The sequence below is a fragment of the Gracilibacillus sp. HCP3S3_G5_2 genome (assembly GCF_052063305.1).
Taxonomy (GTDB): domain Bacteria; phylum Bacillota; class Bacilli; order Bacillales; family Amphibacillaceae; genus Gracilibacillus.
The window spans coordinates 158,026-183,120 of sequence record NZ_JBQHXU010000010.1; the positions used below are offsets into that span (position 1 = coordinate 158,026).

Genomic DNA, 25,095 nt, shown 5'->3' on the forward strand with positions numbered 1-25,095 from the left:
AATCTAATTTTCATTACTATTAATTTTGTTAGATAATAGTTTTCCTGTGATAAGCATATTCTTAAACCCACTCTTTTCCATACCTTTCTTCCGTCTATCTAAAAAAATTTTTAATTGCTTCGAAGCGTATTCTATGACTACAATCTTCACAACAAAATATTTTACTCTTTCTTTCCTTGAACTGTTTATACTTCAAGGTTCCTTCATAAACTTTGAATGTTCTTTTACAACTAGAGCAAAGCACTTCATAGTAAATCATTCTATATCCTCCTAAGATTTACTTGCTGGTTGACTTATCAAAGATTAAATTATTCTTGAATGGTACAGGGACTGCAAAAAGACGGATTTTTGTACCCAATTTTGAATTCCACCGTTTTTTCGAAACATGACATATCTTTTACGCTAATTGTTTTATCTATATTATTCATGTTTATATTTAATACGATCGTACAAATAATGTAAACAAAAGTCCAATTATTATAATAAAACGCGATCAGATTCAGACAATACCAAAAAAAGTAGTCCATTTCGGAACACAAATTATTGCTTGCACTCCAAAATAGAACTACTTCATTTAGTACAAATGTAGTTATGTTACTGCTTCTATCCACGTTTTTGCCATCAGCATATTGCCAACACTATTCATGTGAACACCATCTATTGTAAGTCCGTATCCACTGTTTGTCTCTAAGTACTGGACAAAGGCTTTATGTGTAGGGACTAACAATGCCTGGTATTCACTGGCTAATTGATTGACAATCTCCACATACTTTTTTAGCAGTTGGTTACCCTTTGCATGTAAATTCTCATCAATCACAGTTGGTTCCATTAAAATCAATTGACATGATGTTACTTGCTCTAACAATTGACGATAGGTCGTTTCAAATGCTTCTGGTGAAACTTGTTCCATTTCCGGCTGATCTAACTGACGCCAAACATCATTGATCCCAATCGATATCGAAACAACGTCAGGTGCTAAATCGATAACATCCTGTTGCCACCGTTGTTTTAAATTAAAAATGCGATCACCACCAACACCCTTGTTAAAAATCTCAAACTTCTTTTGAGGTTCCGCTACATGTAAATAATCATGAAGAAGTCGTACATAACCCGTTCCTATTCCTTCTGGATCCTCATGTTTTCCCCATTCCGTAATACTGTCACCGATCAAAACTATTCGCTTTCCTAGTTCCATCACCATTCTCCTTACGGTTTACTAACGAGTGTTTTCTCTATCACGATACTAATCGTCGGTAAGACCCCATTCCAAGCTTCTAGTAACACAAGGTTTTAGTAGAAGGCTAACAACTTGATAAGTTTCACTAATGATCCGGGTATTCATGATCATAGTCGCTCTTTATTATACCAGTGCTGCACAACATGCTCTGCCTTTTTACCGTAGATATCAAAATCGTGATTATTTTTAGCATCTTCTAAAGGATATAATTCCGCTTTCCAGTCCCACCAAAAAAATCCGGCAAACCAAGGTTTATCCCAAAATACTTGAAACACAGACTCATAAAAGTTTGCCTGTTCATCCTCATTAAAAGGCAAACTAGTATGTTCAAAGTCCCACGGCATTGTAGCACAACCTAATGCACTGCGACAGCCAATTTCCATAAAAATGATCTGCTTGTTGTATTGTTGAGAAAGGTTTTCTAACTTAACACTTATCTTCATCCAATTTTTCACCATGTTTTCTACTGAATCACCTGGCTTTTCTGCTACTGGATAATAAGCACTTGTACCGATAAAATCAACGGCATCAAACCATTCAACACCTTCCTCTTTGCCATGGTTGGCATTGTAAATGATTGGGCCATTATACAGATGACGAACCTGTTTAATAACAAGTCGCCATCTGTTTACCTGAGATTCAGTATTTATCATTTCACAACCAATACAGAACATCTCACAATCAAGTTCTTCTGCTAGTTCAGCATAATGTAATAAGAAATTGGTATAGGACTGGAACCACCTATTCCAGTCATTCTCAGCTTCTTCTGGAAAACCGATGCGTGCTCGCCAAATACCATCGCGACAGTTCACAACAGGCTTCAGGCAAACTTTTAAACCTAATGATTTAGCCTGCTTTACAGCAAAAATAATATCCCTGTCTGTCATCGTATGCCCATAATCAAAATGAATGTCAGTTGAATGGTAGGTGTCTTGTAAGGCAAAGAACGATAAAGCAATCCATTCACTACCTGTATCTTTTAATTTTTTCAATGAATCGACAGCGGCGTCTGTCTGATAAGCTCCTCTTGTTGTATTCCATCCATACGTTATACCTTTTACGAAAAGTTCCTGCATGCTATTTCATCCTTAATGTGTAATATGGTAAACACTTCTTACCTTGAGTGCCTTTTCTAGATCTGTTTTTGTTAATTCTTTCGTCAAACTGCTTTTGTCTACTGTGACGATCTTTCGCTCATTTGCTGATAAATCAAAGAAATTATCTGATAAAATCAAGTCCTGATCAGCTTGAATTTCTACATATTTCGTATATGCTTTTGCACTTACACTTATTATCCATTGTTGATCATTTTCATCCACTGTGACTTGTAATTGTGGATTTAAAAATTCAAAATGCTTCGGTTTGGTGAAAATAACCGTTGTACTACTATAAACTTGATCATCAATATAGAGAATTGCTTCCAAGTATGTTTGGTACTTCGACTCCTTCTGAAGGTCATCCTTAAAATCTAAGTATTGGCAAGATTTTGCTGTTAAAGCATCTACCTCTATATCGAGCTCGCCCTGTCGTATGATTGTTGATTGATTATCGCGTAATTTCCATTCAATTCGACCAGTAACGGCTTCTAGATGATCATTGGTGACATAGATAGAAGCATCATGTTTCCCTTCTTCTATCGATAATAGAATAGGATCATAGAATTTTCTTGCGTAATAGTGCAATGCTTTCCAGCGGCCGTAATAGTCAACACTTGACCATGAAGCGACCGGCCAGCAATCATTTAACTGCCAATAAAGTGATCCCATACATCTGCCTAAGTTTCGTCTCCAATGCTCTACACCGTATTTAATCGCTTCTGCTTGTAGCAATTGTGAAGTGTAAAGAAGTGCATCAAAGTTTTTCGGGTAAAGAAAGTTCTCAGACAAATAGTAAAGAATCATCCCATTTGCAGCATCATTCTTCTGATGTTTCTCCATTACCCTTGAGAAAATATTACGATCTTCCGGTTTCGTAAAGCTCTCAATAGTTTTCATAGATGGGAATGACTGAAAACCAAATTCAGAGCAAAAGCGGAAATAATAGTTACGATAATCAGTAAAGGGCTTTTGACCATGCCATACTTCCCAATAATGGACATCCCCAACATTCGGATCACGCGGATTATCAAACCCTCCACCTGATGAAGGAGAAGAGGACCAATAGAAGGTTTGTGGATCATATTCGGCAACAATATCAGGCAAAATGATTTCAAATAATTTGATATAATCTCTACGCCAATCCGCTCTTTTTGGCCACCCCCAATGCTCCATTGCCTCTTCTACCTCATTATTGCCACACCAGATACCAAGACAAGCATGATGACGAATTCGTTTAATCTGATCGATTGCTTCTTGACGTACACTTTGCTCGAACTGTTCTGTTAAGCGGTAAATACTACACGCAAACATAAAATCCTGCCAAACAATAATGCCGTACTCGTCACATAAATCATAGAAGTAATTCTCCGGGTAATGTCCACCACCCCAGACACGGATCATGTTAAAATTGGCAGCCACTGCATCTTGAATCAAGCGTTCTGTGCGCTCCCTCGATGTCCTCGGCAGTATATTATCTTCTGGAATATAGTTTGCACCTTTCATAAAGATGGGATAGCCATTCACGATAAACGCAAATGATTTTCCCCACTCATCAGGTTCATGCTTTACTTCAATCGTTCTTAGACCGATTCTTTTAGTCAGTCTATCAATTAGCTCCCCATCCTTCTTAAGTGAAACCTCTATCGTATATAGTGATTGCTCACCATAACCGACAGGCCACCAAAGATGTGGATTTTCCACCTCAAAAATTAACGGTTCCTTTTGGCGACGATCTATAATAGACTGGCTAATCATATTTCCTTCAGGGTCTTTTAACAAAACGGTTATTTCACTTTGGTCACCTTCATTTTCTACAGCTACATTGAACATAACCTTAACTCGATTAGCCTCATGAATTTGGCGGACATGTATTTCCTCTAATCGATTGGTATTCCAGGCTTTCAATTCTACATCTCGCCATATACCTAAATCAGGTATTTTCGGACCCCAATCCCAACCATACATACTGTGTGCTTTCCGTATATGCTGATAACCGTCTACAGCATGATCAACACCAGCTAAACGGTCATTTTTTTGTTTTTCTTCAATGTATTTTAATGGAGAGAATAACATGACATTCAACACATTTTCTCCCTTAACTAAAAATGGTTGAATGTTCCATTCATAAATACGATGCATATTTTCCGTTGTCGCTAGTTTATGACCGTTGATGGAAATTTCTGCTATGGTGTCGATCCCATGAAAAGTAATCGTAACTTTTTCATGTGCAAGTATTTTCTGATCTACTTCAAATCTCTTAGAAAACAGATAGTCTTTACTTGCCACTTCTAAGGCTAGATCTTCATTATCTCTATAAAAAGGATCTTCTATTTCATTCGCATCCAATAAAGCACTCATAACCGAAGCAGGCAATCTAATCTCAAACTCTTTCTCTGTCTGTAAATCTTTTATCATCCAATTATCGTTAAAATTTATCTTGAGCATAATCCCCCACCTAATTAGAATCTTCTTATAGTAGAAGCCGTACTAATCGATAGAACGACTCCTATTGTTTTACATCGATTGATAAAAAGCTTTTATCACTTTTTCTGCCGATTTTCCATAGACAGCATAATCTGAGTCCTGATCCGCTTTGGATTCTGGATAGAGAATTGCCTTCCAATCCCAAAGTCCGAAGCCTCTTACCCAATCACGTTTTGCTGTTTTTGCAAACATGTCTTGATAAAAAGTAGCTTGTTCCTCTTGATTAATCGCACCTTCCCATCCCCAGTCGTTTGGAATTTGCCCTGAACCAGCTCTGCTCGGACAACCCGCTTCCGCAAAGAAAAAAGGTTTATGATATGGCTCGATAATCTTTTCAATTCTATCCAATTGATTGTCCCAGTCTCCTAACGGATAATAACCACTGGATGAAATAACGTCTACTTCATCCCACCAGGTTACATTTGCTTCCTGATATTTATCTGTGTTATACGTAATTAACCCGGAGTAAACTTCACGGACATCTTTTACTAGCCTACGCCACTCTTTTTCACGCCGCTCTGTTTGTACCATTTCGCAGCCAACAATCAACATTTCTACCTCTTTCTCTTCTGCTATTTTGGCATAGTGTAATTGATAATCTGTATAGCTTTTAAACCAATCTTTCCACTGTGGTTCACACGGAACATCCAAATCAAAGAAATTAATATGTGCCCGCCAAATTCCATCAGCAGGATTAACTGTAGGTTTGATCATTACCTTTAACTCAAGGCTTCGTGCATAATCAATCATTTCTTTTAGCTCTTCATCTGTCACCATGTGCTCACCTTTATAGATAACCTCCGTAGAAAATGCTGTTTGTTGTGTAGCTGCCAAAGCAAAAATAACATAATTACTTGCTGTTCTTTCTTTCATTAATCGTAAAGATTCTTTTGCTTCTTGTTTGGTAAAATCCCCACGTTTAGCTCCCCAGCCAAACGTAAATCCCTTAATATACTCCATAAGATACCTCCGTTATTTCACTGATCCTGATGTTAAGCCATTATAAATATGTTTTTGTAATGAGATAAATGCAATAAATGTTGGAATAATGGCAAGCATAATTCCGGCACAGATAACCTCCCACTCAGATCCATAAGGCCCTTGGAATTTAAAAAGTGCTGTCGAAATAACATGCAAATCTGTTTTAGGCATATAGAGGAATGGTGTGTAGAAATCGTTATATACTGCAATCCCTCTTACAATAATGACCGTAACAATTGCTGGTTTTAATAACGGCAAAATAATTTTTGCATAAATAGTAAAATAGGATGCCCCATCCAACATCGCTGATTCATCTAACGATACCGAAATTGAATTCATAAATTGCAAGAAAATATAGATAGCAATAATATCTGTGCCCAAGTAAAGGATGATCGCTGCCCACATTGTATTAAATAACCCAAGGCTATTAACGATTTGAAAGGTTGCTACTTGCGTTGTTACACCCGGTATTAATGTCGCAAGAAGAAAAGCACCTAAAATTAACTTACTTCCTCTAAATTTGAAACGATTTAATACAAAGGCAACCATCGAACCGATTAAAGTTGTACCAATTATGGAAATGACTAGTATAATCACTGTGTTTTTAAAACCATTTAACATATTCCCTTCCACAAAAGCACGTTTATAATTATCAAAATTTGTCCAATCACTCGGAGGTGTTAAAGGACCTGTCGTAGTATATTCTGTACCTGTTTTAAAAGAGGCAAAAAACACAACTAATATGGGTAATAAAGCAGCAATAACCCCTAAAATTAATGATCCATACTTCAAAATGCCTCCAGCTGCATACTTTGCTTTCATCTTAATCCTCCTCCGAAAAGAATCGTTTTTGCAGTACCGTTACAATGATCACAATAAACAACAGAATAACCGCCATCGCTGATGCAAGACCAATTTTTCCATATTTAAATGCTGTGTCTACTGTTTGAATAACAAATGTTGCACTTCCATTTGCTCCACCTGTCATAATATAAGGAATTTCAAAAGCACTTAAAGCACCGCTAATTGCTAATACAAGATTTAAAGAAATAATAATGCGAATACTCGGCAAAATAATGTAACGGAACTGTTGCCAACGGTTGGCACCATCTATTTCTGCAGCCTCATAAACTTCACTAGATATGGATGATATCGCACCCAAAAAGATAATGAAGTTAAATCCCATATATCTCCATACCGAAGTACCGGCTAATGAAATATTGATAATATCTGGATTACCAAGCCAATGCATGGTAAAATCACCGAGACCAATCATTTGCAATACCGTGTCTAATGCGCCATCTGGACGGAAGAAAAATAAAAACATAAAACCGATCGCTACACCGTTAAGTAAATACGGAAAGAAAATTACACCTTTGAAGAAATTAGTAAATCTGACTTTAAAGCTGAGAATTGTTGCAAAGTAGAGGGCAAGCCCCATTTGAACAAATGTCGCAAAGAAATAATATAAACTGACACCAAACACACGGAAATACTCTGGATCAGTAAATACAGTAATATAATTTTCTAGTCCAACAAATTCTTTATCACTATATCCGTTCCAATCTGTAACACTATACCAAAACATATTTGCAACAGGCAGAAAGGAAAAAGTAGCCAGTAATGTCAATGGCACAATTAAAAAAGTAACAATAATAATGTTTCGTTGCGTTTTATAAGAAAATTTGGAAAACATCTGATTGTCGCACCTCCTGTAAAAACTAAATGAAACTGGAAGCAAGCTACTTCCACCATTTCATTTAATTTTCACTTTCTCTATTAAACTATTATTTGTAGAGAGACTCTTACTATCTGCCTTAATGACAGTAAAAATAGATAGATGTGAAAAGGCACACTATTCACCACAATTTGGTGAATAGTGTAGATTACACATTATTATTCATTTACAATTTTTTCATAAGCGGCAGACCAATCTTCATTCCATTTATTCATTAAATCATCAAATGAATCGTCACGATTACCAATTGCAGCTTCGATAAGAATTTGTTTTCTCGGTTCTAACCAGAGTCCTACTTCTGATTCTTTATCGATTTCATCTAATAAACCTTTCTTATCGTCTGGGGAAGGTGTTAACATCGAGAATTCCCAACCTTCTTCTTCACCAGCTGCTAACGCCTCTGGTAATGGAACATCTTGTGATGCACTAATACCACCAGCTTGTTCTACAGAGTATCCTGATTCATGAATAAACCAGTCAACCCAAGCAAAAGCTGCTTCTTTATTTTCACTATGTTTATTAATTGAAATATTTAAATCGGCACCCAATGAGAAAATGGTAGATTCCGCATCAGTAGGAAATGGCATAATCGCAATATCATCCGGATTGTCACCAGCACCTTGAACTTGTTCCAGTGCCCATGAACCTAACACCATTGTGGCAATTTCACCATTGTTCATTCTTACTTTAGACGATTCCCAATCTGTTGTTAGTGGATCATCCTCAATCAAACCTTGTTCAGCGAGATCATACATTAATTTATAATGTTTATAGTGTGGATCCCCTTCATCAAATGGAGTTGGATCATCCAGCATGTCCACATTATAGTAATCTACATCACCAGCTGTTGTCGTTACAGCACCTTCCCATTGTGTTAACGGCCAACCATCTCCATAGTTTGTATAAAGTGGAATTGCATCTGTGTTCTCTTTAATTTTTTGCATAGCATCCATAAACTCTTCTTGAGTTGCTGGAATCCCTTCCACACCAGCTTCTTCAAATACAGCTTTGTTATAAATAACACCAGTGTAAGTAACAGCAATTGGAATACCATAGACAGTGTTGTCTACCGCTCGTTCTTCTACACCTAAATAACTTTCTTCCATTTCATCTAATTTACCCATCGGTTCAAAGAAGTTTGGAATATCTGCTATTGGTACTTCTACTGGTAAATATTGTACATCCCCATAATCTTGCGTGTTCATACGGGGCATGATTTCCCCACCGTAATCAGTTAGTGCTTCAAATTCCACGTTTACATTTGGATACTTTTCATTAAATTGCTCTCTATAATCTTGATAGACAGAATCTACAATATCCGTTCTGTGTGTGATGACAGTAAGGTCTCCTTCAATTTCTTCTGGATCTTTGTCATTCCAAGTTTCATAAAGTGGTGCGTCAGATCCTGTGTCATCACTATTGTTATTGCTACCATCTTCACTATCGGATGAACATCCAGCAATAATACCTACAACGATTAACATGCTTGCAAAAAACACTATTATTTTTTTACTCATGCTTTTTGACCCCTTCCTTAAATTCATTAAGTTAACGTTAAGTTAATAACAACTTAATAATAACCTGAAAACGCTTGCTAGTCAATAACTTTTTTTGCTTTTTTATCAGTGATTTTAATCATATTTAACCACTCTTTTTATTCCATTACGATCACACCAACCTATATTAGGTTGCTTTTGATCTATAATAATAGATAAAGGTGATTAATTTAGCGTTAAAGTTATTATGGTATACTAAAGATTTAAATAATCTTCAATCTAATTCATTATACTTTCTTTCCGAACGAGCAAAAAACCCTTGAGAAAAAACTCAAGGGTTTAATCTTTCTCTCATCCTATTTTTCTAAAAACGGAGGCGAAAATTTGATAAAACTAGTGGTAATACCACATCCATATATACAAGGAGCCAGTGCGACAAATGCAACAAGGTTCCAGGTAAGTAAAACGTATAAAACAGCTACAATAAACAAGATATATAAGGATCTTAACGGATATTTAATGGAAGAAACGAAGGCGAACGCCAACAAATTTCTCCACTCTTTCTTACCCTTAGTCAGATAATACAGTCCAAAAGTAAAGTTAATCACAAACAATACCATAAAATAAATAATAACAATAATCATAGCTAGGCTAAATGAATGGTCAGATCGGTTTACAAAAAACAAGGCGGTGTAGCTTAAAATAACAAACATTACACTTAAAAAGGAAGCGAAATAGTATGAATGATATCTTTGATAATTTTCCTTGAACAATAAACGGATATCTTCTGGATTATCCTTGATTAAGAATTGCTCACACGTTTTTAGCAATGATGCTGTTGCCGGTATAAAACTATATATAATCAAACCTTTTAGAAGGTACAACCAATAATAAAAACTTATTAAAAATAGTTTATAACAGAACTGAAATACTTTTTGAATCGAATCACTCATTACTCATCATCCTTTGTCTACATTCCAACAGAAAACCCTGCATTACTGCGATTCTTATTCGCACGGGATAAAATTGCGAATTAAACCAAAATTATCTTTAGTATAACTTTCTGTCTTTTCAAATAAAACCAAGGCAATCACCCTGGTTTTGTTTGTTTATTTTATCGCTTTTACGGAATCACGATGGATAATTTTACCTTTTACTGCCAATCTGCCAAATTTCGTTTCTGGATTATCCATCTTTTCACAAATAAATTTAACCGTGTTTTTTGCCATCTCTTCAATGTCCACTTCTACCGTTGTGAGATGAGGCGTAGTGAGTGTTGCATAGATATCATTGTCAAATCCGACAACAGAGCAGTCTTCAGGCACATTATATCCTTCTTTATTTAGCCTTTCTATAAGCAAATGTGCTACCTGATCACAATTACAAACAAAAGCAGTCGGCATTTTTTCAGGTAAATCCATCTCAATAAATGCTCCTCTGTCATCTCTATCACTAATTACATACTCTTGTTTTAGATGAATTTTATGTTCTAATAACGATTTGTAGTATCCTAGAAAACGGTCTTGAATACTACTGGTAGAAAATAAATTACCGACATAAGCTATTTCTTCATGGCCACGTTGAATGAGTGAATTGGTTATTTCATAAGCACCATAAAAGTTATCGGTAATTACTGCATCGACGTTATCATTTTCATCATAGAAATCTAAAAAAACTAAAGGCATTTCAACACTCTGCATTAATTCAATATATTCTTTGCTCGGTTGTCCAAGCATAATAAAACCATCCACTCTTCGCTCATGATAAATACGTGGTAATTTTAGGCAATCCTCGTCTTCACTTGGTAATATATGGATGATTCCATAATAACCACGATCTTCTAAAATCTGCGCAATCGCTTGATACACTTTTAAATAAAAAGATTGCGTCATTCCAGTATAACGTTCAGGAATGATTACACAGACATTGTAGGATTTGCCATCTTTCATTGATTTTGCCATCGTATTATAGCGATATCCCATTTTATCCGCTAACGCTTTAATCTTTTCCTTTAGTTCTTCACTGACACCCTCTTTATCGTTTAGTGCTTTCGATACAGTAACACTGCTCACATTCAGTTTTTCTGCAATGTCTTTCATCGTGACATTTGACTTCAATTTGTTCACCCCACACTATTTCTTCCAATATATTCATCATAACATTCTTAAAGCTAAATTACTTAATATTTTAGCTTAATTTTTGTTTATTTTCCTTAAAATATTATTAGTTTCTAAGTTGATAGAGAAAAGGGTGAACTATGGATGTCACCCTTTTAATAATACCTCATTCTTCTCAATTAATTCTTTACGTTGTTGTGCATTCTTCAACGAACGATATGGATCCTCCGGTGTATGAAAGGTATAATCAACTAATCGATCTATCGTTGTTTTTGCCACATGAATCCTTGTATCACTAGAAGCATAATAAATAAACACTTCGTTGTCTTCATTTACAACCGCACCATTACAGAAAATAACGTTAGAAACATCACCTGTACGCTCATCATCATATGGTGCAACAAAATGTCCGCCTGGTAACTTAATTAGGTTCGTAGGGTCTTCCAAACTAGTGGCAAAAGTGTAAAGTACATATCGTAAACCTGCAGCAGTATTCCGGACACCATGAGCAATATGAATCCAGCCTTTATCTGTTTTAATTGGAGCAGGTCCTTGGCCATTTTTCACTTCATAAATAGTATGATATCTTTTACCATGGATAACCTGTTCCTCTTTTATTACCGGATTTGTGATATCTTCTACTAAGCCAAAAGCAATTCCACCACCAGAGCCAGTTGAAATAAATCCGTCTTGCGGTCGAGTGTAAAAGGCATATTTTCCTTCAACAAATTCAGGGTGTAATACGACGTTACGCTGTTGTGGGGATGACGTTTGGATATTCGGCAAACGCTCCCAGCTCTTAAGATCCTGAGTTCGAACCAGACCTGCTTGGGCTACTGCACTAGACGTATCAAATCCTTCTGCATCTGGGTCTTTACTTTCTGAACAATAAATACCATAAATCCAGCCATCTTCATGTTTCACTAAACGCATATCATACATATTTGTTTCTTCTTGATCAATATCTTCCCAAACGAGTGGAGTATCAATAAATCGGAATTGATCTACACCATTGTTACTTACTGCTAATGCAAAAATCGATTTACGGTCCAATCCTTCTAAACGTACAATCATGTAATATTTCCCTTCATGATAGATTGCTCCAGGATTAAATGTCGCATTAACACCTAAACGTTCCATAAAGTATGGATTTGTTTCCTTATTCAAATCAAAACGCCAATGAAGTGGCACATGATGTCTCGTTATGGCCGGATATTGATATTTTGTATAGACACCATTATAAAATTGCTTGTTTTCTCGATTTTTACGTTGAATTAATTTTTCTTGTTCTTCCAAAAGCTGATAGTACTTTTCATGGATCATGACTGCTTCACCCTTTCGATAAATTCTAAACAAAATCTGCTATTATGATAAGATGTCTTCCACGGTTCCCCAATTGCTTTTTCAGTAGGCTTTCCATCAGGCTCTATGGACCAATACCATTCTCCGTTTATACGTTTATCCACTATATGCTTTTTAATATAACTCCAAAGGTTTTCGATTAATTGTTTAAATTTCGGATCTTTTGTACGTTCAAATGCATTTAAATAGCCGACCATTGCTTCTGCCTGTACCCACCAAATTCTCGTTTCATCATAATGGTCATCAACCTGTTCATTAATTAATGAACCATCCGCCTGCATCGCATATTCGGCAATGTTATAAGCAATATCCACCACCATTTGATCAAATCTTTTATCGCTTAAACCGATTGTTTTAATTGTTTCATCCATCAACCAGCTCGCTTCAATGTCATGACCGAATGATTTCATATTGACTAATGAATTCCATTGCTTATCGAAAAAAACACCTAAAAATCTGGTATCTTTGTTATAAATCTTCTCATAATGAACTTCTAATAAATCTAGTAATCTTTGTTTTAATGCATCCGTTGGGTTTGCTTTATACAAATTGGTATACGCTTCCAATACATGAATATGCGTATTCATTGTAATTTCTGCAACAACGTCATTTTCACTTAACATTTCGTTTGATACCGGATTCCAAAATTGATCGAATTCTTCACAATAAGCACGATTATCCTTGTCATAGCCTTTCTCTTCAATTAAATGATAGATTTCATTTGCCAAAGCTAATGCTTCCCCTGATTTCGTGACTCGATAATATTCACTTAACGCATAAACCGCAAAAGATTGGGCGTATACATGTTTTCTCGTATCTTTCGGTTGCCCTTTATAATCTACTAACCAATAAATGCCTAGATGTTCCTCATCGTATAGTTTGTCACGCAGAAAGTGATAAAGGTGATGTGCATGTGCTAAGTATTCTTCTTTACCAGTAACACGATATGCCGCTGAAAAAGTCCAAAGGAATCTTGCTGTCGCAACCCCTCCTTTATCTGCCTGCTTATCAATTTCTAAATGATAGTCTACTTTCCCATAAAAACCACCATGTTGTTCGTCCCTCAACTGCATCCAAAACGGGAGGATTTTTTGCTCTAAATGTAGTTGAATTTCGCTTGTCAGCTCTTTCATGAACGGAACCCCCTCTTCGAGTTTATCGATAACTTAATAAGATAATAATAATTAACTTATTAACCTTTGTCAATTACTTGCTTCAGGATTGATTCCAATCAAAACCCCCCTTCCTTACCACTTGTTAGAAAAGGAGGGGGTTAGAGTTTAAACGATTACTTATTCAGTTCAAGTTCATGTGAAAAATCTTCTATCAATTTTCCATTATAATGTACTAGTTTCCTATTCTGATACAGTCCGTAATAGTATACTAATTCACATTTTCCCTTACTTTTTTCCTTGTGAAAACTAAACTCCCTATTCCTAACACAAGGACAATAAAACCCAGTAATAACCAATTATATGTGAATGAAGCAGTGTCCGGAAGATTGCTTTTAGCTTTTGGATTTTTTATTGTATGCTCCTTTGTTTTGTTATTATTTAAATTCTCGTCACTGCTTATAGTTTGTTCACTTATTGGTTGCTCTTCTTGTTTATTTGTATCCTTATTCTCTTGATTTTCTTTATCTATCCCCATATTACCAATATCAAATACTGAAAAAATGGTAAAATGGTCCGTTCGGACAGTTATCCAGTTATCTTCGATAGTTCCTCCAATTTTTTCCCATATCGACTCTTGAACATCCCAATAATAGATTTTTTGATTTTCGTTAGGCTTCTTTACTAAGAAGGACAGTTGAATGCCTGAAGAAAATTGAGAGATTGCCTGACTATTTTGTTTAAATGTCAAATCATATAATTTTGTAGCTGCAAGATCACCCTTTTCTAGCTCTGATGCTTTTATTTTAGCTATTCTTAATGTTAGTGGTGAACCTGTTTCAAAAGATAGCAAATCAAAATTTATTTTCAGATCCTTCTTCACTATCTGGATTTCAGTATTTTTCTCCAGTAAAATTTCTAATTGCTCAGGGTAAAACACAACTTCAATATCATTCTTGTCATTCGGTACCGATAATTCAAGCAAACCATCTTCTGCTAGATTATTTATTTCACCTTCTGGTATCACAAAATGATTCTTTTCTTGTATAAGGTCTGTAGAAATAAAGCTTGCCAACCTTTTCACATGCAGCAAATAAATCGACTTCGTTCCGTCTTCTGCTGTAACTTCGACATTTATAACGTTATCTCCTAAGCTGAGTTTAATAGCACTTGTCAAATCCTCATTTCCATTTATAGTGATGGTTGCACCGTCTGAGTTAGCTACTGGTGTAAGTGTTAATTCTTCTACGGTCTCGGTTACCTCTAAATAATACTCTTTCACATCCTTAGAAAAGGCAGGGGTAAGCACACCTTTATTAACTGTTAAAGCTTGGAGGCTAGCATCTGAACTTTTCTCTACCCCATATGTCTTTAAATCTGGCAGTTCCTCTAAGGTAATAACCTTTTCGTGATTATAAATTTTTTGTAAATGTTCACTGCTATTGTTACTTGTTAATAGACCAATCCAAGTTGTAAAATAACTATACATGGAATTATAAATGTTTAACATGTCCGGGTCTGGGATAGGTCCATTTTCCGTCATTGCAATTAACTTTCTGTTTGATGAAAGATCTACAAGTGCTTCATATTTATCATTTTGTGGGGAATAGTTATACTCTCCAGGATAGGAGTCAAAACTAACAATATCAACATAATCATCACCTGGGTACCACTCTGAATCAATTGAATTCCATACCCATATTAAATTATTTAATTTATGGTGGTTAGTTAATCGATTGAACATCAATTTCCATAGCTCTATAGCTGGTTCTGGCCCTTTTGCCCCCCACCAGAACCAACCTCCTTCGGCTTCATGTAATGGTCTCCATAGAACTGGCACATTAGCATCTTGTAATCTTTTTAATTCAACCGCAATCGTATCGATATCTCTAAGAAGCAATTGATAGTCTTCTAATTCTGGGTTATTCATTGCATATTCCACATCAAATGTTGTTGCATCTGTATAGAAACCACTCCACCAAGGTTGATCTTCTGTATCAAGAAGATCTTTTGGCGCGTTCCAATGCCAGGCAAATGCTACGATCCCACCTTGCTCATCCCATTCAAGTGCAAGGTCAACATCATGAGAAACAGCCCCTCTCTCGACTCGTGACGGACTGTAATCCATCAAATCCAAGCCCAAAATAGCAGGTGTTTGCCCTGTTAACTCTTTAATATATTTGACATCAGCTAAATCATTATTAGCATCATCTTGTTGACCAGAAATTATATTTTCGCCAAAGTTATCCACTAAATAACTAAACAAAGCCTTTGTTTCTTTTGTCGCAGTAGGGTTAATAAGTTGTTTTTCTACTTCATGGTCAGTTGGCGGTGGTGCCAAGGATAACTTAATATAATCAATAGCGAAATGTGTCCAATTAGGTGTAACAGTGATTGTGTTCGTACCCTCATTTAACAACACTTTTCCTATCGATGCTTCTCCAAAACCTTCCCCCATTTTGAAGGTAGTATAAGCTTCTCCATTCAATCGTAGATTTGCGTGTTTGCCTTCTCCATACAATCCACCATAGCCCACCGTTAAGGTATATAAAGCAGTATCAGGCACCGTAATGGTAAATGTCACGCTAGCATCTTCTTCAGAAAAATCCCCAACATATCCTGTTCCTGAATAACCAGGAACATCATCTTGCACTGTTAATCCAGTTAATATAGCATCTTCCGCCTCAAGCTTCCATTCTTCAACTTCATTTTCTGTTTCATTATTTACTGCAAATACATTTGCTTCAGATAAGCTCAGTAAAAAACTTCCAATTAATAGAAAAATAACTGTTCTAATTAATGAATACCTTCTCAATATTAACTACCTCCACAAAAATAGTTTTAAAGCGTATACAATTTTTCGAATTATTAAGCCTCTAATCGAATTATTAAAGTAACCGTCTATTTAATATGGAAGGGAAAAACTTTTGACTAAGATCCACTTTAGTAAGCGCTCTTTGCATACCAACGTTAGCTTAGAAGAAAATCCCGTGGAAAGGGAAGTAGACAGCCGCAGCGATGGTTTCCTGTACAAGCTATTTCAAAATGGCTACTCTGTTTACAAATGCGTTGATACCGCGGATTATATACTTTCCTATATTATAAAAAAATGAGTAAGTTATTAATTAGTTTAGTGCGCGTTGGAAATTCATCTAAATTTCAAATTCGGTACTTTATCTAACGTAATTACATATTCATGATTATATATAGCGCTTAAATAATTTGGTGTATTTTGTTCCTTAACGTGTATAGTATGCCAGGTTAGAAACCACACCCACTTCGCCCCATCATTTATCATTTCAACAGGATTTGGAATAGGCCCGCATTCATGAAAAGCTATGGGCATATTCCTGCCTACTATGTCAAAAACTTTTTGATACAAATCAGTCTGGGGTCCTGGATTATAAGTATCTGCTCCAGCAATATCAACATATTCATATCCTGGGAACCATCCTTTTTTTACTTCTCCAGAATAACCAAGAACCCAAATTAAATTGGTCAAACCATGATAGTTAGTATAGCGATCATACATTAAACGCCAAAGTTTTATAAATTGTACCGCTCCACCTTTCCCCCACCAAAACCAAGCTCCATCAAATTCATGAAATGGTCTCCAGAGAATGGGTACTCGAGCATCTTGCAGCTCCTTTAGTGCTACTGCCACTTCATCCATTTTGGCAATCATACCATTATATAAATCAGTTCCTTCTGTTAATGCCTCCTCCAAGTCAATAGTTCCCTTAGAAGATTCATACCCTATCCCATCTGGTGGTGTCCCCCAATGCCAGCAAATAGATACAATTCCTCCCTTTTCCCACCATTCTATTGATCTCTTATTGACACCTTCATAATCATCATTGATATAATCAAGACCACGAATAGCAGGTAGTCTTCCTGTTTTTTCCTTTATATAATCTAGCTCGTCATCTGCAGGTGCTTTCCAATCTGATTCCTGTTGTCCGGAAAGAATCTTATTTCCATAAATACTGCAGATATATTGAAATAATTTTTTTGCTTCATAACTTGCATTTGAGTTAGATAATTTATTGTTTCTTACATTCACATTACCTACCATTTATAATCCCTCTTTCATTTCGGTATATCCTATTATTCTCTTATTTTAAACACTCCATAAGGTTAAACACTGGTAATTTAGCACTGGAATAATTCCGCTGTAAAAAGTTTATGAATAATCTTATCCGTGGCGATTTCATTCTTTCCGTATAAGCAATCCTCGGAGACTTCATTCTTCTCCGAGGATTAAATGATTAAGTTTAATTACTCCATAATTCCACTTTCTCTTGAATAAGTTTTGTATATTCTTTCTCTGCTATCTCAATATTTGTTTTTTCAAGTGATGTCATAAATTCATCCCAAACCACATCAAATTGATCTGGATTCTCTAATATTGCCTTAGGAACAAGCTGTTTCGTAAGATCTAAAGCTCTTTGGTTGATTGTTTGTAATTCCGAATTTGCCGGAATCGAAATATTGTAAGCTGCTCCCCAAGGTTTTACAGGAAATTCATCAGCTAAAGGGAAAAGATCTTGCCACAGTTCCACACCATACGCTTCCAGTACCTCTCTTTCAGCATCTGTTTGGTTCTCAATGGCCAATTCGCGTGTATTAGTTGTAAAAGGCTGACCTGTTGAATCTAATACTCCATCACCATAGCGCGGGGCGAATCTAGCAAAATTATAACCGATACCGGTTTTCTTTAGGTATTCTTGATCAGAGTTTCGTTTTTCCCATTCTTCTTCAGGAATGACACGTTTTCCGTCTACTATTTCATGGTGTTCGCCTTCAATGCCCCAATTTAACATAATTTGCGTTTCTTCAGATACTAGATAATCTAGAAATTTAATCGCTCTCACCGGATCCTCACAATCCTCCGTAATACTGATTCCCCAACCTACCTGCAAGCCATTGCTTTGATACGTATGGCTTTTATACTCCTCACTTAAAGTAACTGGATACACTCCATACATTCGTTCTTCCATTCCCGATTCACGTAAGGCTTCTTGTGCACTGTGCATTAAATAATCAGGACCAATAGTTGCTAACACCCTTCCAGAGGAAAGCTTTGAATCAAATTGATCACTTTTCTGTACAAACATTTCGGAGTCAAGTAAACCTTCTGCATTCATATCATTCCACCATTTAAATACTTCTTTTTCGACCGGACGACGATAATGCAAAGTTGCTTCATACGTTGTTGGATCTATATAATATTCTCCGTCATCACTTGCACCAGTCATCATAAAGCCTGAATTCAAGAAAGAGGATTGAATCCTCCAACTGTCGGTATTCATTGTTAAAGGAATGGTAGGTTGACCATCAATTTCTGGGTGTAATTCTTTATATTCTTTTAGCACATTTTTTAAGTCGTCCAATGTTGTAATTTCTGGGTATCCTAATTCCTTTACTACTGCATGCTGTATCCACGCACCATAACCTGGTGTCAATGCTTGATTGTCTACAGGAGATGTTGTCAACACATAAATAGAAGGATCGTCTTCACTCCATTTTAAGCGGTTAATGCCATCTTCCCCTAGCATTTCTTTGATGTTAGGAGCATGCTCTTCAATTAGTGGTGCAAGATCTATCAAAGCATTAGCATCCACTAATTGACCAGCACCTTTCGATACAATTAAATCGGGATAATCACCACTAGCTGTCATTAATGGAATCTTTGTTTCTCCTCCTTCAATGTCAAACTCTGCTTCTAAGGTTACTCCGGTATCTTCCTTAATTTTGCGACCAACCGGCGTATCCATGTCCTCTACCCAATCCGGATTCGTATCAGAATCAAACACTGTCAAGGTAACTGGTTCTAATTCATTGGAAGAACTATCTTTTTCTTCTGTATTCTCTTCATTTGTCTGATCACCTTCAGCAGAACCATCGCTTTCCTCAGAATTTTGACATGCAGCAAGCCATAATAGGAATAACAAAATAAAAACCAATTGCAAACTTCTTTTCCATACCCCCACTTTTTATTCCTCCCTAATTAGTCATTATTGTATAAACAGGTACAAAACCTGAAAACACCATCATTGTTTAACTGCACCGAGAGTCATCCCCTGAATAAAATATCGTTGCACAAATGGATATACCATAATAATTGGGATAACGGTTACCATCGTGATCGCCATCTTTATCGATTGTGGTGAGACCCTGTTCATTTGTTGTTCATTATTCGGACGCATTGAATTAGCATCCTGACTTCCTCCCATGGTGGTGTTATCTAAGATTTTCATTAACTCATATTGCAACGTCGTTAAACTTTCATTCATACTGTTATATAAATACGTATCAAACCATGAATTCCATTGACCAACTGCGACAAATAAAGCAATAGTTGCTAACACTGGTTTACAGAGTGGTAAAATAATACGATAAAAAATCACAAAATCATTTGCTCCATCCATCTTCGCTGATTCTTGTAAAGAAAAAGGTAATCCATCCATAAACGAGCGAATAATAATAATATTAAAAGCGCTTACTAATCCAGGTAAGATATAAACCCAAAATGAATTAATTAATCCCAAATCTCTTATTAACATATATCCCGGAATTAACCCTCCAGAGAAATACATCGTAAGCACAATAGCTGTAGAAACAAATCTTCTTCCTTGAAAATCCGTTCTACTTAGCGTGAAAGCAACCATTGCTTGAATAAATACACCTAATATCGTTCCAATTACTGTCCTTAAAACTGAATTTACAAACCCGGTTACGAGATTGTCATATTTCATAATTTCTAAATAGTTGTTTAAGGTAAACTCCCTTGGCCAAATATATATACCACCTCTAACGGTGTCCGTAGAATCATTTAAGGAAATTGCCAACACATTTAAAAACGGATATAACGTAATGACGATAACAATACTTAAAAAAAGATAATTCAAAATATCAAATATTTTTTCTCTCACAGTAGTTTGATAAAGATCTGATGGATTTGCCAATCGACTCCCCTCCTACATAACACTTTGGTTCGAATATCTTCTAAATATGCCATTCGCTAGTAATAATAAGAAAATGCTAACGACTGAATTAAAAATACCGATTGCTGTTCCATATGAAAATTGCCCCAAGCCAATTCCGTAGTTAAGCGCATACAATTCCAACACTTCTGCATATTCAATGACAAGAGAATTGCTTAATAGCATCTGTTTTTCAAAGCCAATCTGAATTAAATGACCGATATTCAAAATTAATACAACTAAAATAGTAGGCCGAATTCCCGGAAGTGTAATATGCCAGATCTGTCTAAACCTGCTGGCACCATCGACTTTGGCGGCCTCGTAGAGCTGGGGATCTAATCCAGCTATAGCTGCTAAGAAAATGATGGCGTTCCACCCCATCTCTTTCCATATATCAGAGATCGTCACAATCGCCCAAAACCATTTTCCCTCCGCCATAAATTGATAAGGCTGATCCAAGACTCCCATCCCTACTAACAAATCATTGATAATTCCTCCATCAGTCGAAAGGATTTTGGTAACAATACCAGCTACAACAACCCATGAGACAAAATGTGGTAAATACGTGACTGTTTGCGTTATTCTTTTAAATAAAGAATGTCGCACTTCGTTTAGTAAGATTGCAAATACAATCGGAATAGTAAATCCGAATAATAGTCCGAGAAAACTCATAGCAAGTGTATTACGTAGTGCTAGGAAAAATCGTTCATCTTGAAATAATTGTATAAAATGATGAAAGCCTACCCATTCTTGCTGCCAAAAAGGGGTTCCAGGAATATAATTTTGAAAAGCCATTGTCCAACCCCAAACAGGCAGATAATTAAATACAAACACCCATGCAACAAATGGTAACGACATTGCATAAAGCATTTTTTGACTTTTTAATGTTTTCCAAAACAAACTAGACTTTTTTATTTTTTCTCTTTTTTCAGCTACATCCATTTGCCCTCCTCCTTTGTTAAGTTAATGTTAACTTAATGAATAACTTTGTAAAACCCAACAAAATAACAATCATTTCATATAAAAAATAAAGAAAACACTCCTAAATAGGAAGCGCTTTCTTTGTTGAATTACATATTTACGGTACAGCTAAGTGTGTTCCTTCATCCATCTTTCTTCTTTTTACGGTACTCAGATGGAGACATTCCTTCATACTTTTTGAATTTACTATGAAAATAATCAGGTGTCGTATATCCCACCATTTTGGCTACTTCATACACTTTAAATCCATCCAATAATAAGCGTTTGCTATTTTTTATTCTTACTTTATCTAAATAGGTTTTAAAGTATTCACCTGTAGTTTCTTTAAATATTTTTCCTAAATAAGCTTTGTGATAATGTAATAGTTCTGCCAATGTATCTAATTTAATATTCTGATCATAATTTTTGTTAATAAAATGAATCATCCGTTTTACAATTAAATCGGATTTGTCTTCATCAATTACAGAGGAAACTGCTTTTAAATGTTCATACGCTATTGACATCAGTTGTTTTACTGTATAACTTTTTTGAATACTAACAATCTCACTAAGCATTATCATTATTTCAGTTTGTACTTCGGGATGTCGAGCTATCAATTTGTTATTTATGAAAGTTAATAATGTAGTAACTTGTTGCTTTATTTCTATTTCTGTAAAACCCGATTTAGCCAAAAGAACAATAAGATTCTGCACCAGCTGCTTAAATGTATTGCAATCGCTAATCTCTACTGCATATAACAGCTTTTCTTGATAATCTGCTACTTGTTCTGCAGAGGTATCTAAGCTACGTTCTTTAATCATTGCGGAATATGGTGTAATCAGATATTGCTCCTCATAGAAAAAGCTTTCCTGTAAAAACGATGTTGCCTGTTGATAACAGTCCGCCACACTTTCGAGTTGTCCAACACAATCAGATACCGCAGCAATAAATGCGAGGTTTTGTTCTTTCAAATAGTTATAAACAGGATAGTATACTTTTTCCGTATTACTTCCGACATGACTTTCCTTTACCAATATCCCTACATAGCCGTTTTTAATAAACACCACACCTTCTTCTGTTTTAACATATCGTTTAATAGATTCAGCCAAATCGGCTAAATCTAATTGCTTCTTATCATAAAATTTTATTAATAGAATAGCATAATAGTTCCATTTCAATTTCTCTTGAAAGAAATCACCAACTTCACTTGATATCTTGTATTGGATAACCGAATTTATGTAACGTTGCAATTGATCATGTTTCTTGTTCTCTTTATTCCTAGTTTTCTCTACGAAATCTGTGTTTATCTTTTTTAAGTAACTGATTAGTTCTTGCTCTTCCAATGGCTTTAATAAATATCCCTCTACTTGATATTGAATCGCCTGTTTCGCATACTGAAATTCTGCATATCCGCTTAGTATCAGGAATTTTACTACTTTATCATGTTCCCGAATGTTTTTTATCGTTTCAATTCCAGACATTTTCGGCATTTTGATATCTATAATGATCAGATCTGGCTGATGCTGTTTATACTTTTTGATTGCTATATAGCCATCTGACGCTGTAGCTACTACTTCAAATCCTAATCTCTTCCAATCTATCAGAGTAACAATTCCTTGTCTTGTCCGTCTCTCATCATCAGCTATGATTACCTTCCACACTATTAATCTCCTCCTAATATGATCGAAAAAGATATACTTGTTCCTATCCCCTCTTTACTTGTAATGATTAAACCGCTACTTTCTCCATATAATAGTTTTAATCTTTGATGAACATTTCGAAGACCTATACGAACGCCTGACTGTTCTTCTTGCTTATCTAATACTTCATATAAGTTTTTAATTTTCTCCTTACTCATTCCTATTCCATTATCGCTTACCTCTATAATTAGCTGATTCTCTATCTTTTTGGAAGATATGGTCACTTTTCCACCCGTTCGGTTTTGTTCTAAACCATGAATGACACTGTTTTCCACTAAAGGCTGGATAATTAAGGGTGGGATTAATAGTTGCTTGGAAGCAGGATCAATATCAAATGAATAATCCAACCTCTCTTCATAGCGGAATTTTTGAATGTCTAAATACCATTGGATAACTTCTAATTCCCTTTCTAGTTCTATGCTCCCAGTTCCAATTTCAATATTATTCCGCATTAATTTTCCTAACAGTTTCACAACATTTGCTATTTCTAATTCACCTTTATAATGAGCTTCCATTCGAATCGATTCTAAACAATTAAATAAAAAATGAGGGTTAATTTGAGAAGCCATCATTTTGAATTTTATTTCGTTTTGCCTCCGTTCCAGCAACGCCTTTTGATGATTACTCTGTTCTACTTTATGTATTAATGTTTTGGTATTTAGCACCATTTGATCAAGGTTCTTCGCTAATTTCCCTATTTCATCACTACCATCTATTACAATTCGTGTATTAAAATCTCCTTTAGAAACTCTCTCTATTTGACTTCCTAACATGATTAATCGATTAGAAAATAATTTCGATACGATATAGATAAGAACAATAGCAATGAATACTGCTATGGATACTAAAATAGTCCCCATTCTCCCGAAGTGATGTGCATTGTTGATAATTTTATCGTCTTCTATAACAGAAATGATCGATAATTGATTATCTGTCTCTTGTAGCGGAATAGTTTGGACAAATATCCTTCTAGGATGCGCTGCTTCTTGATCATGAAAAATACCTGTTTCTCCAGCTAAGACATGTTCTTCTCTGATAAATTCGTTTAACTTATGTCCTGTTTGTTCCGCATTGTTGGATGCTATGATATTATGTTGATCGTCAACAAGCATTGTCAAAGATGCTTCTTGTGACAAAATGGTTGTTAGCGTTTTCAAATTAACGTTAATTACTAGTATTCCACTCGTTTGATAGGCGGGAAAATCAATCCTACGTACCAAACTTAAATACTTGGTATTTCTTTTCGTTTCATCTTTGATATATAACCACTGGGATACACCCGAATTCTTCATTGCAAATTTGTACCACTCCGTCTTTTGTACTTCGGAATCAACCGGAATAATCTCCCAATTGTTGATCAAAGTAGGATTATCCATATAAAAACGGATATTGGAAATCTCAGATTCATAGATTTTCTGATACTCTTCAAACGTGTTATAATTCCAATAATCTGAAATTACTTGATAGGTTGTTTCGTAATGTTTGTTGACGATATTCTCAAAACGATAATCTAGCATGATATTATTCGAGATATAGATAGGTACTTTTAGTACTTCCTGTGATCGCTCTTTCACTCTTTCCATATTAACCGCAGCCTGTTCCTCAGCCTCGTCAATTGCCTGATTTCTTAATTCATTCGTTAAATAGCCTCCTACAATCACAACAGGGATAAAAACAACCCATACAAATGTGATGAATAACTTATTTCTTACATTTATATTATTAACAAAATTCTTGATATGCTTAAGAATGATAACCTCCCCCCATCATGAAACTAATCGATAAAGTTAATCTATGTATATTCATTATATATCATAAAAACTAA

At 35.6% G+C, this 25,095-nt stretch carries 19 protein-coding genes; all 19 read right to left on the bottom strand.

What is annotated here, in order from left to right:
• Nucleotides 1–94: 94 nt before the first annotated feature.
• A complete protein-coding gene (locus ACTNEP_RS15590; protein WP_441162944.1) occupies nucleotides 95–259 on the bottom strand; it encodes a DUF2197 domain-containing protein in 165 nt (54 codons plus the stop codon).
• Between the two features lie 330 nt (nucleotides 260–589).
• A complete protein-coding gene (locus ACTNEP_RS15595; protein WP_441162945.1) occupies nucleotides 590–1,195 on the bottom strand; it encodes an SGNH/GDSL hydrolase family protein in 606 nt (201 codons plus the stop codon).
• A gap of 149 nt (nucleotides 1,196–1,344) precedes the next feature.
• Nucleotides 1,345–2,313 (bottom strand): glycoside hydrolase family 113, encoded by a 969-nt coding sequence (locus tag ACTNEP_RS15600; protein WP_441162946.1) that lies wholly within the window; start codon nucleotides 2,311–2,313, stop codon nucleotides 1,345–1,347.
• A gap of 12 nt (nucleotides 2,314–2,325) precedes the next feature.
• Nucleotides 2,326–4,779, bottom strand: coding sequence for a beta-mannosidase (locus ACTNEP_RS15605; RefSeq protein ID WP_441162947.1), 2,454 nt, complete (start codon nucleotides 4,777–4,779; stop codon nucleotides 2,326–2,328).
• Between the two features lie 69 nt (nucleotides 4,780–4,848).
• Nucleotides 4,849–5,778: a glycoside hydrolase family 113 gene (locus tag ACTNEP_RS15610; protein WP_441162948.1), complete on the bottom strand. Its 930-nt coding sequence runs from the start codon at nucleotides 5,776–5,778 to the stop codon at nucleotides 4,849–4,851.
• A 12-nt stretch (nucleotides 5,779–5,790) separates the two neighbouring features.
• Nucleotides 5,791–6,621 carry a carbohydrate ABC transporter permease gene (locus ACTNEP_RS15615; protein ID WP_441162949.1) on the bottom strand — a complete coding sequence of 277 codons (831 nt, stop codon included), beginning with the start codon at nucleotides 6,619–6,621 and terminating at the stop codon, nucleotides 5,791–5,793.
• A gap of 1 nt (nucleotide 6,622) precedes the next feature.
• Nucleotides 6,623–7,495: a carbohydrate ABC transporter permease gene (locus ACTNEP_RS15620; RefSeq protein WP_441162950.1), complete on the bottom strand. Its 873-nt coding sequence runs from the start codon at nucleotides 7,493–7,495 to the stop codon at nucleotides 6,623–6,625.
• Between the two features lie 200 nt (nucleotides 7,496–7,695).
• On the bottom strand, nucleotides 7,696–9,054 hold the full coding sequence (locus ACTNEP_RS15625; RefSeq protein WP_441162951.1) for an ABC transporter substrate-binding protein: 1,359 nt from the start codon (nucleotides 9,052–9,054) through the stop codon (nucleotides 7,696–7,698).
• 335 nt (nucleotides 9,055–9,389) lie between these two features.
• On the bottom strand, nucleotides 9,390–9,986 hold the full coding sequence (locus tag ACTNEP_RS15630; protein ID WP_441162952.1) for a hypothetical protein: 597 nt from the start codon (nucleotides 9,984–9,986) through the stop codon (nucleotides 9,390–9,392).
• Between the two features lie 156 nt (nucleotides 9,987–10,142).
• The gene (locus tag ACTNEP_RS15635; protein ID WP_441162953.1) at nucleotides 10,143–11,150 is read right to left on the bottom strand and encodes a substrate-binding domain-containing protein; all 1,008 of its coding nucleotides are present in this window, start codon (nucleotides 11,148–11,150) and stop codon (nucleotides 10,143–10,145) included.
• Between the two features lie 147 nt (nucleotides 11,151–11,297).
• The gene (locus ACTNEP_RS15640) at nucleotides 11,298–12,473 is read right to left on the bottom strand and encodes a glycoside hydrolase family 130 protein (RefSeq protein ID WP_441162954.1); all 1,176 of its coding nucleotides are present in this window, start codon (nucleotides 12,471–12,473) and stop codon (nucleotides 11,298–11,300) included.
• Nucleotides 12,470–13,645, bottom strand: a complete 1,176-nt coding sequence (locus ACTNEP_RS15645) for an AGE family epimerase/isomerase (RefSeq protein ID WP_441162955.1) — start codon at nucleotides 13,643–13,645, stop codon at nucleotides 12,470–12,472. Before ACTNEP_RS15645 ends, ACTNEP_RS15640 begins: the two co-directional genes overlap by 4 nt.
• A 250-nt stretch (nucleotides 13,646–13,895) precedes the next feature.
• On the bottom strand, nucleotides 13,896–16,439 hold the full coding sequence (locus ACTNEP_RS15650; protein WP_441162956.1) for a glycosyl hydrolase: 2,544 nt from the start codon (nucleotides 16,437–16,439) through the stop codon (nucleotides 13,896–13,898).
• A 333-nt stretch (nucleotides 16,440–16,772) separates the two neighbouring features.
• Nucleotides 16,773–17,699, bottom strand: a complete 927-nt coding sequence (locus ACTNEP_RS15655; RefSeq protein ID WP_441162957.1) for a glycosyl hydrolase — start codon at nucleotides 17,697–17,699, stop codon at nucleotides 16,773–16,775.
• A 199-nt stretch (nucleotides 17,700–17,898) separates the two neighbouring features.
• Complete coding sequence (locus tag ACTNEP_RS15660) at nucleotides 17,899–19,617, bottom strand: ABC transporter substrate-binding protein (RefSeq protein ID WP_441162958.1); 1,719 nt, start codon at nucleotides 19,615–19,617, stop codon at nucleotides 17,899–17,901.
• A gap of 60 nt (nucleotides 19,618–19,677) precedes the next feature.
• Nucleotides 19,678–20,592 (bottom strand): carbohydrate ABC transporter permease, encoded by a 915-nt coding sequence (locus ACTNEP_RS15665; protein WP_441162959.1) that lies wholly within the window; start codon nucleotides 20,590–20,592, stop codon nucleotides 19,678–19,680.
• Between the two features lie 12 nt (nucleotides 20,593–20,604).
• Nucleotides 20,605–21,552 carry an ABC transporter permease gene (locus ACTNEP_RS15670; protein WP_441162960.1) on the bottom strand — a complete coding sequence of 316 codons (948 nt, stop codon included), beginning with the start codon at nucleotides 21,550–21,552 and terminating at the stop codon, nucleotides 20,605–20,607.
• A 161-nt stretch (nucleotides 21,553–21,713) separates the two neighbouring features.
• On the bottom strand, nucleotides 21,714–23,231 hold the full coding sequence (locus ACTNEP_RS15675; RefSeq protein ID WP_441162961.1) for a response regulator transcription factor: 1,518 nt from the start codon (nucleotides 23,229–23,231) through the stop codon (nucleotides 21,714–21,716).
• A gap of 2 nt (nucleotides 23,232–23,233) precedes the next feature.
• Nucleotides 23,234–24,931, bottom strand: coding sequence for a cache domain-containing sensor histidine kinase (locus ACTNEP_RS15680; RefSeq protein ID WP_441162962.1), 1,698 nt, complete (start codon nucleotides 24,929–24,931; stop codon nucleotides 23,234–23,236).
• Between the last annotated feature and the right edge of the window lie 164 nt (nucleotides 24,932–25,095).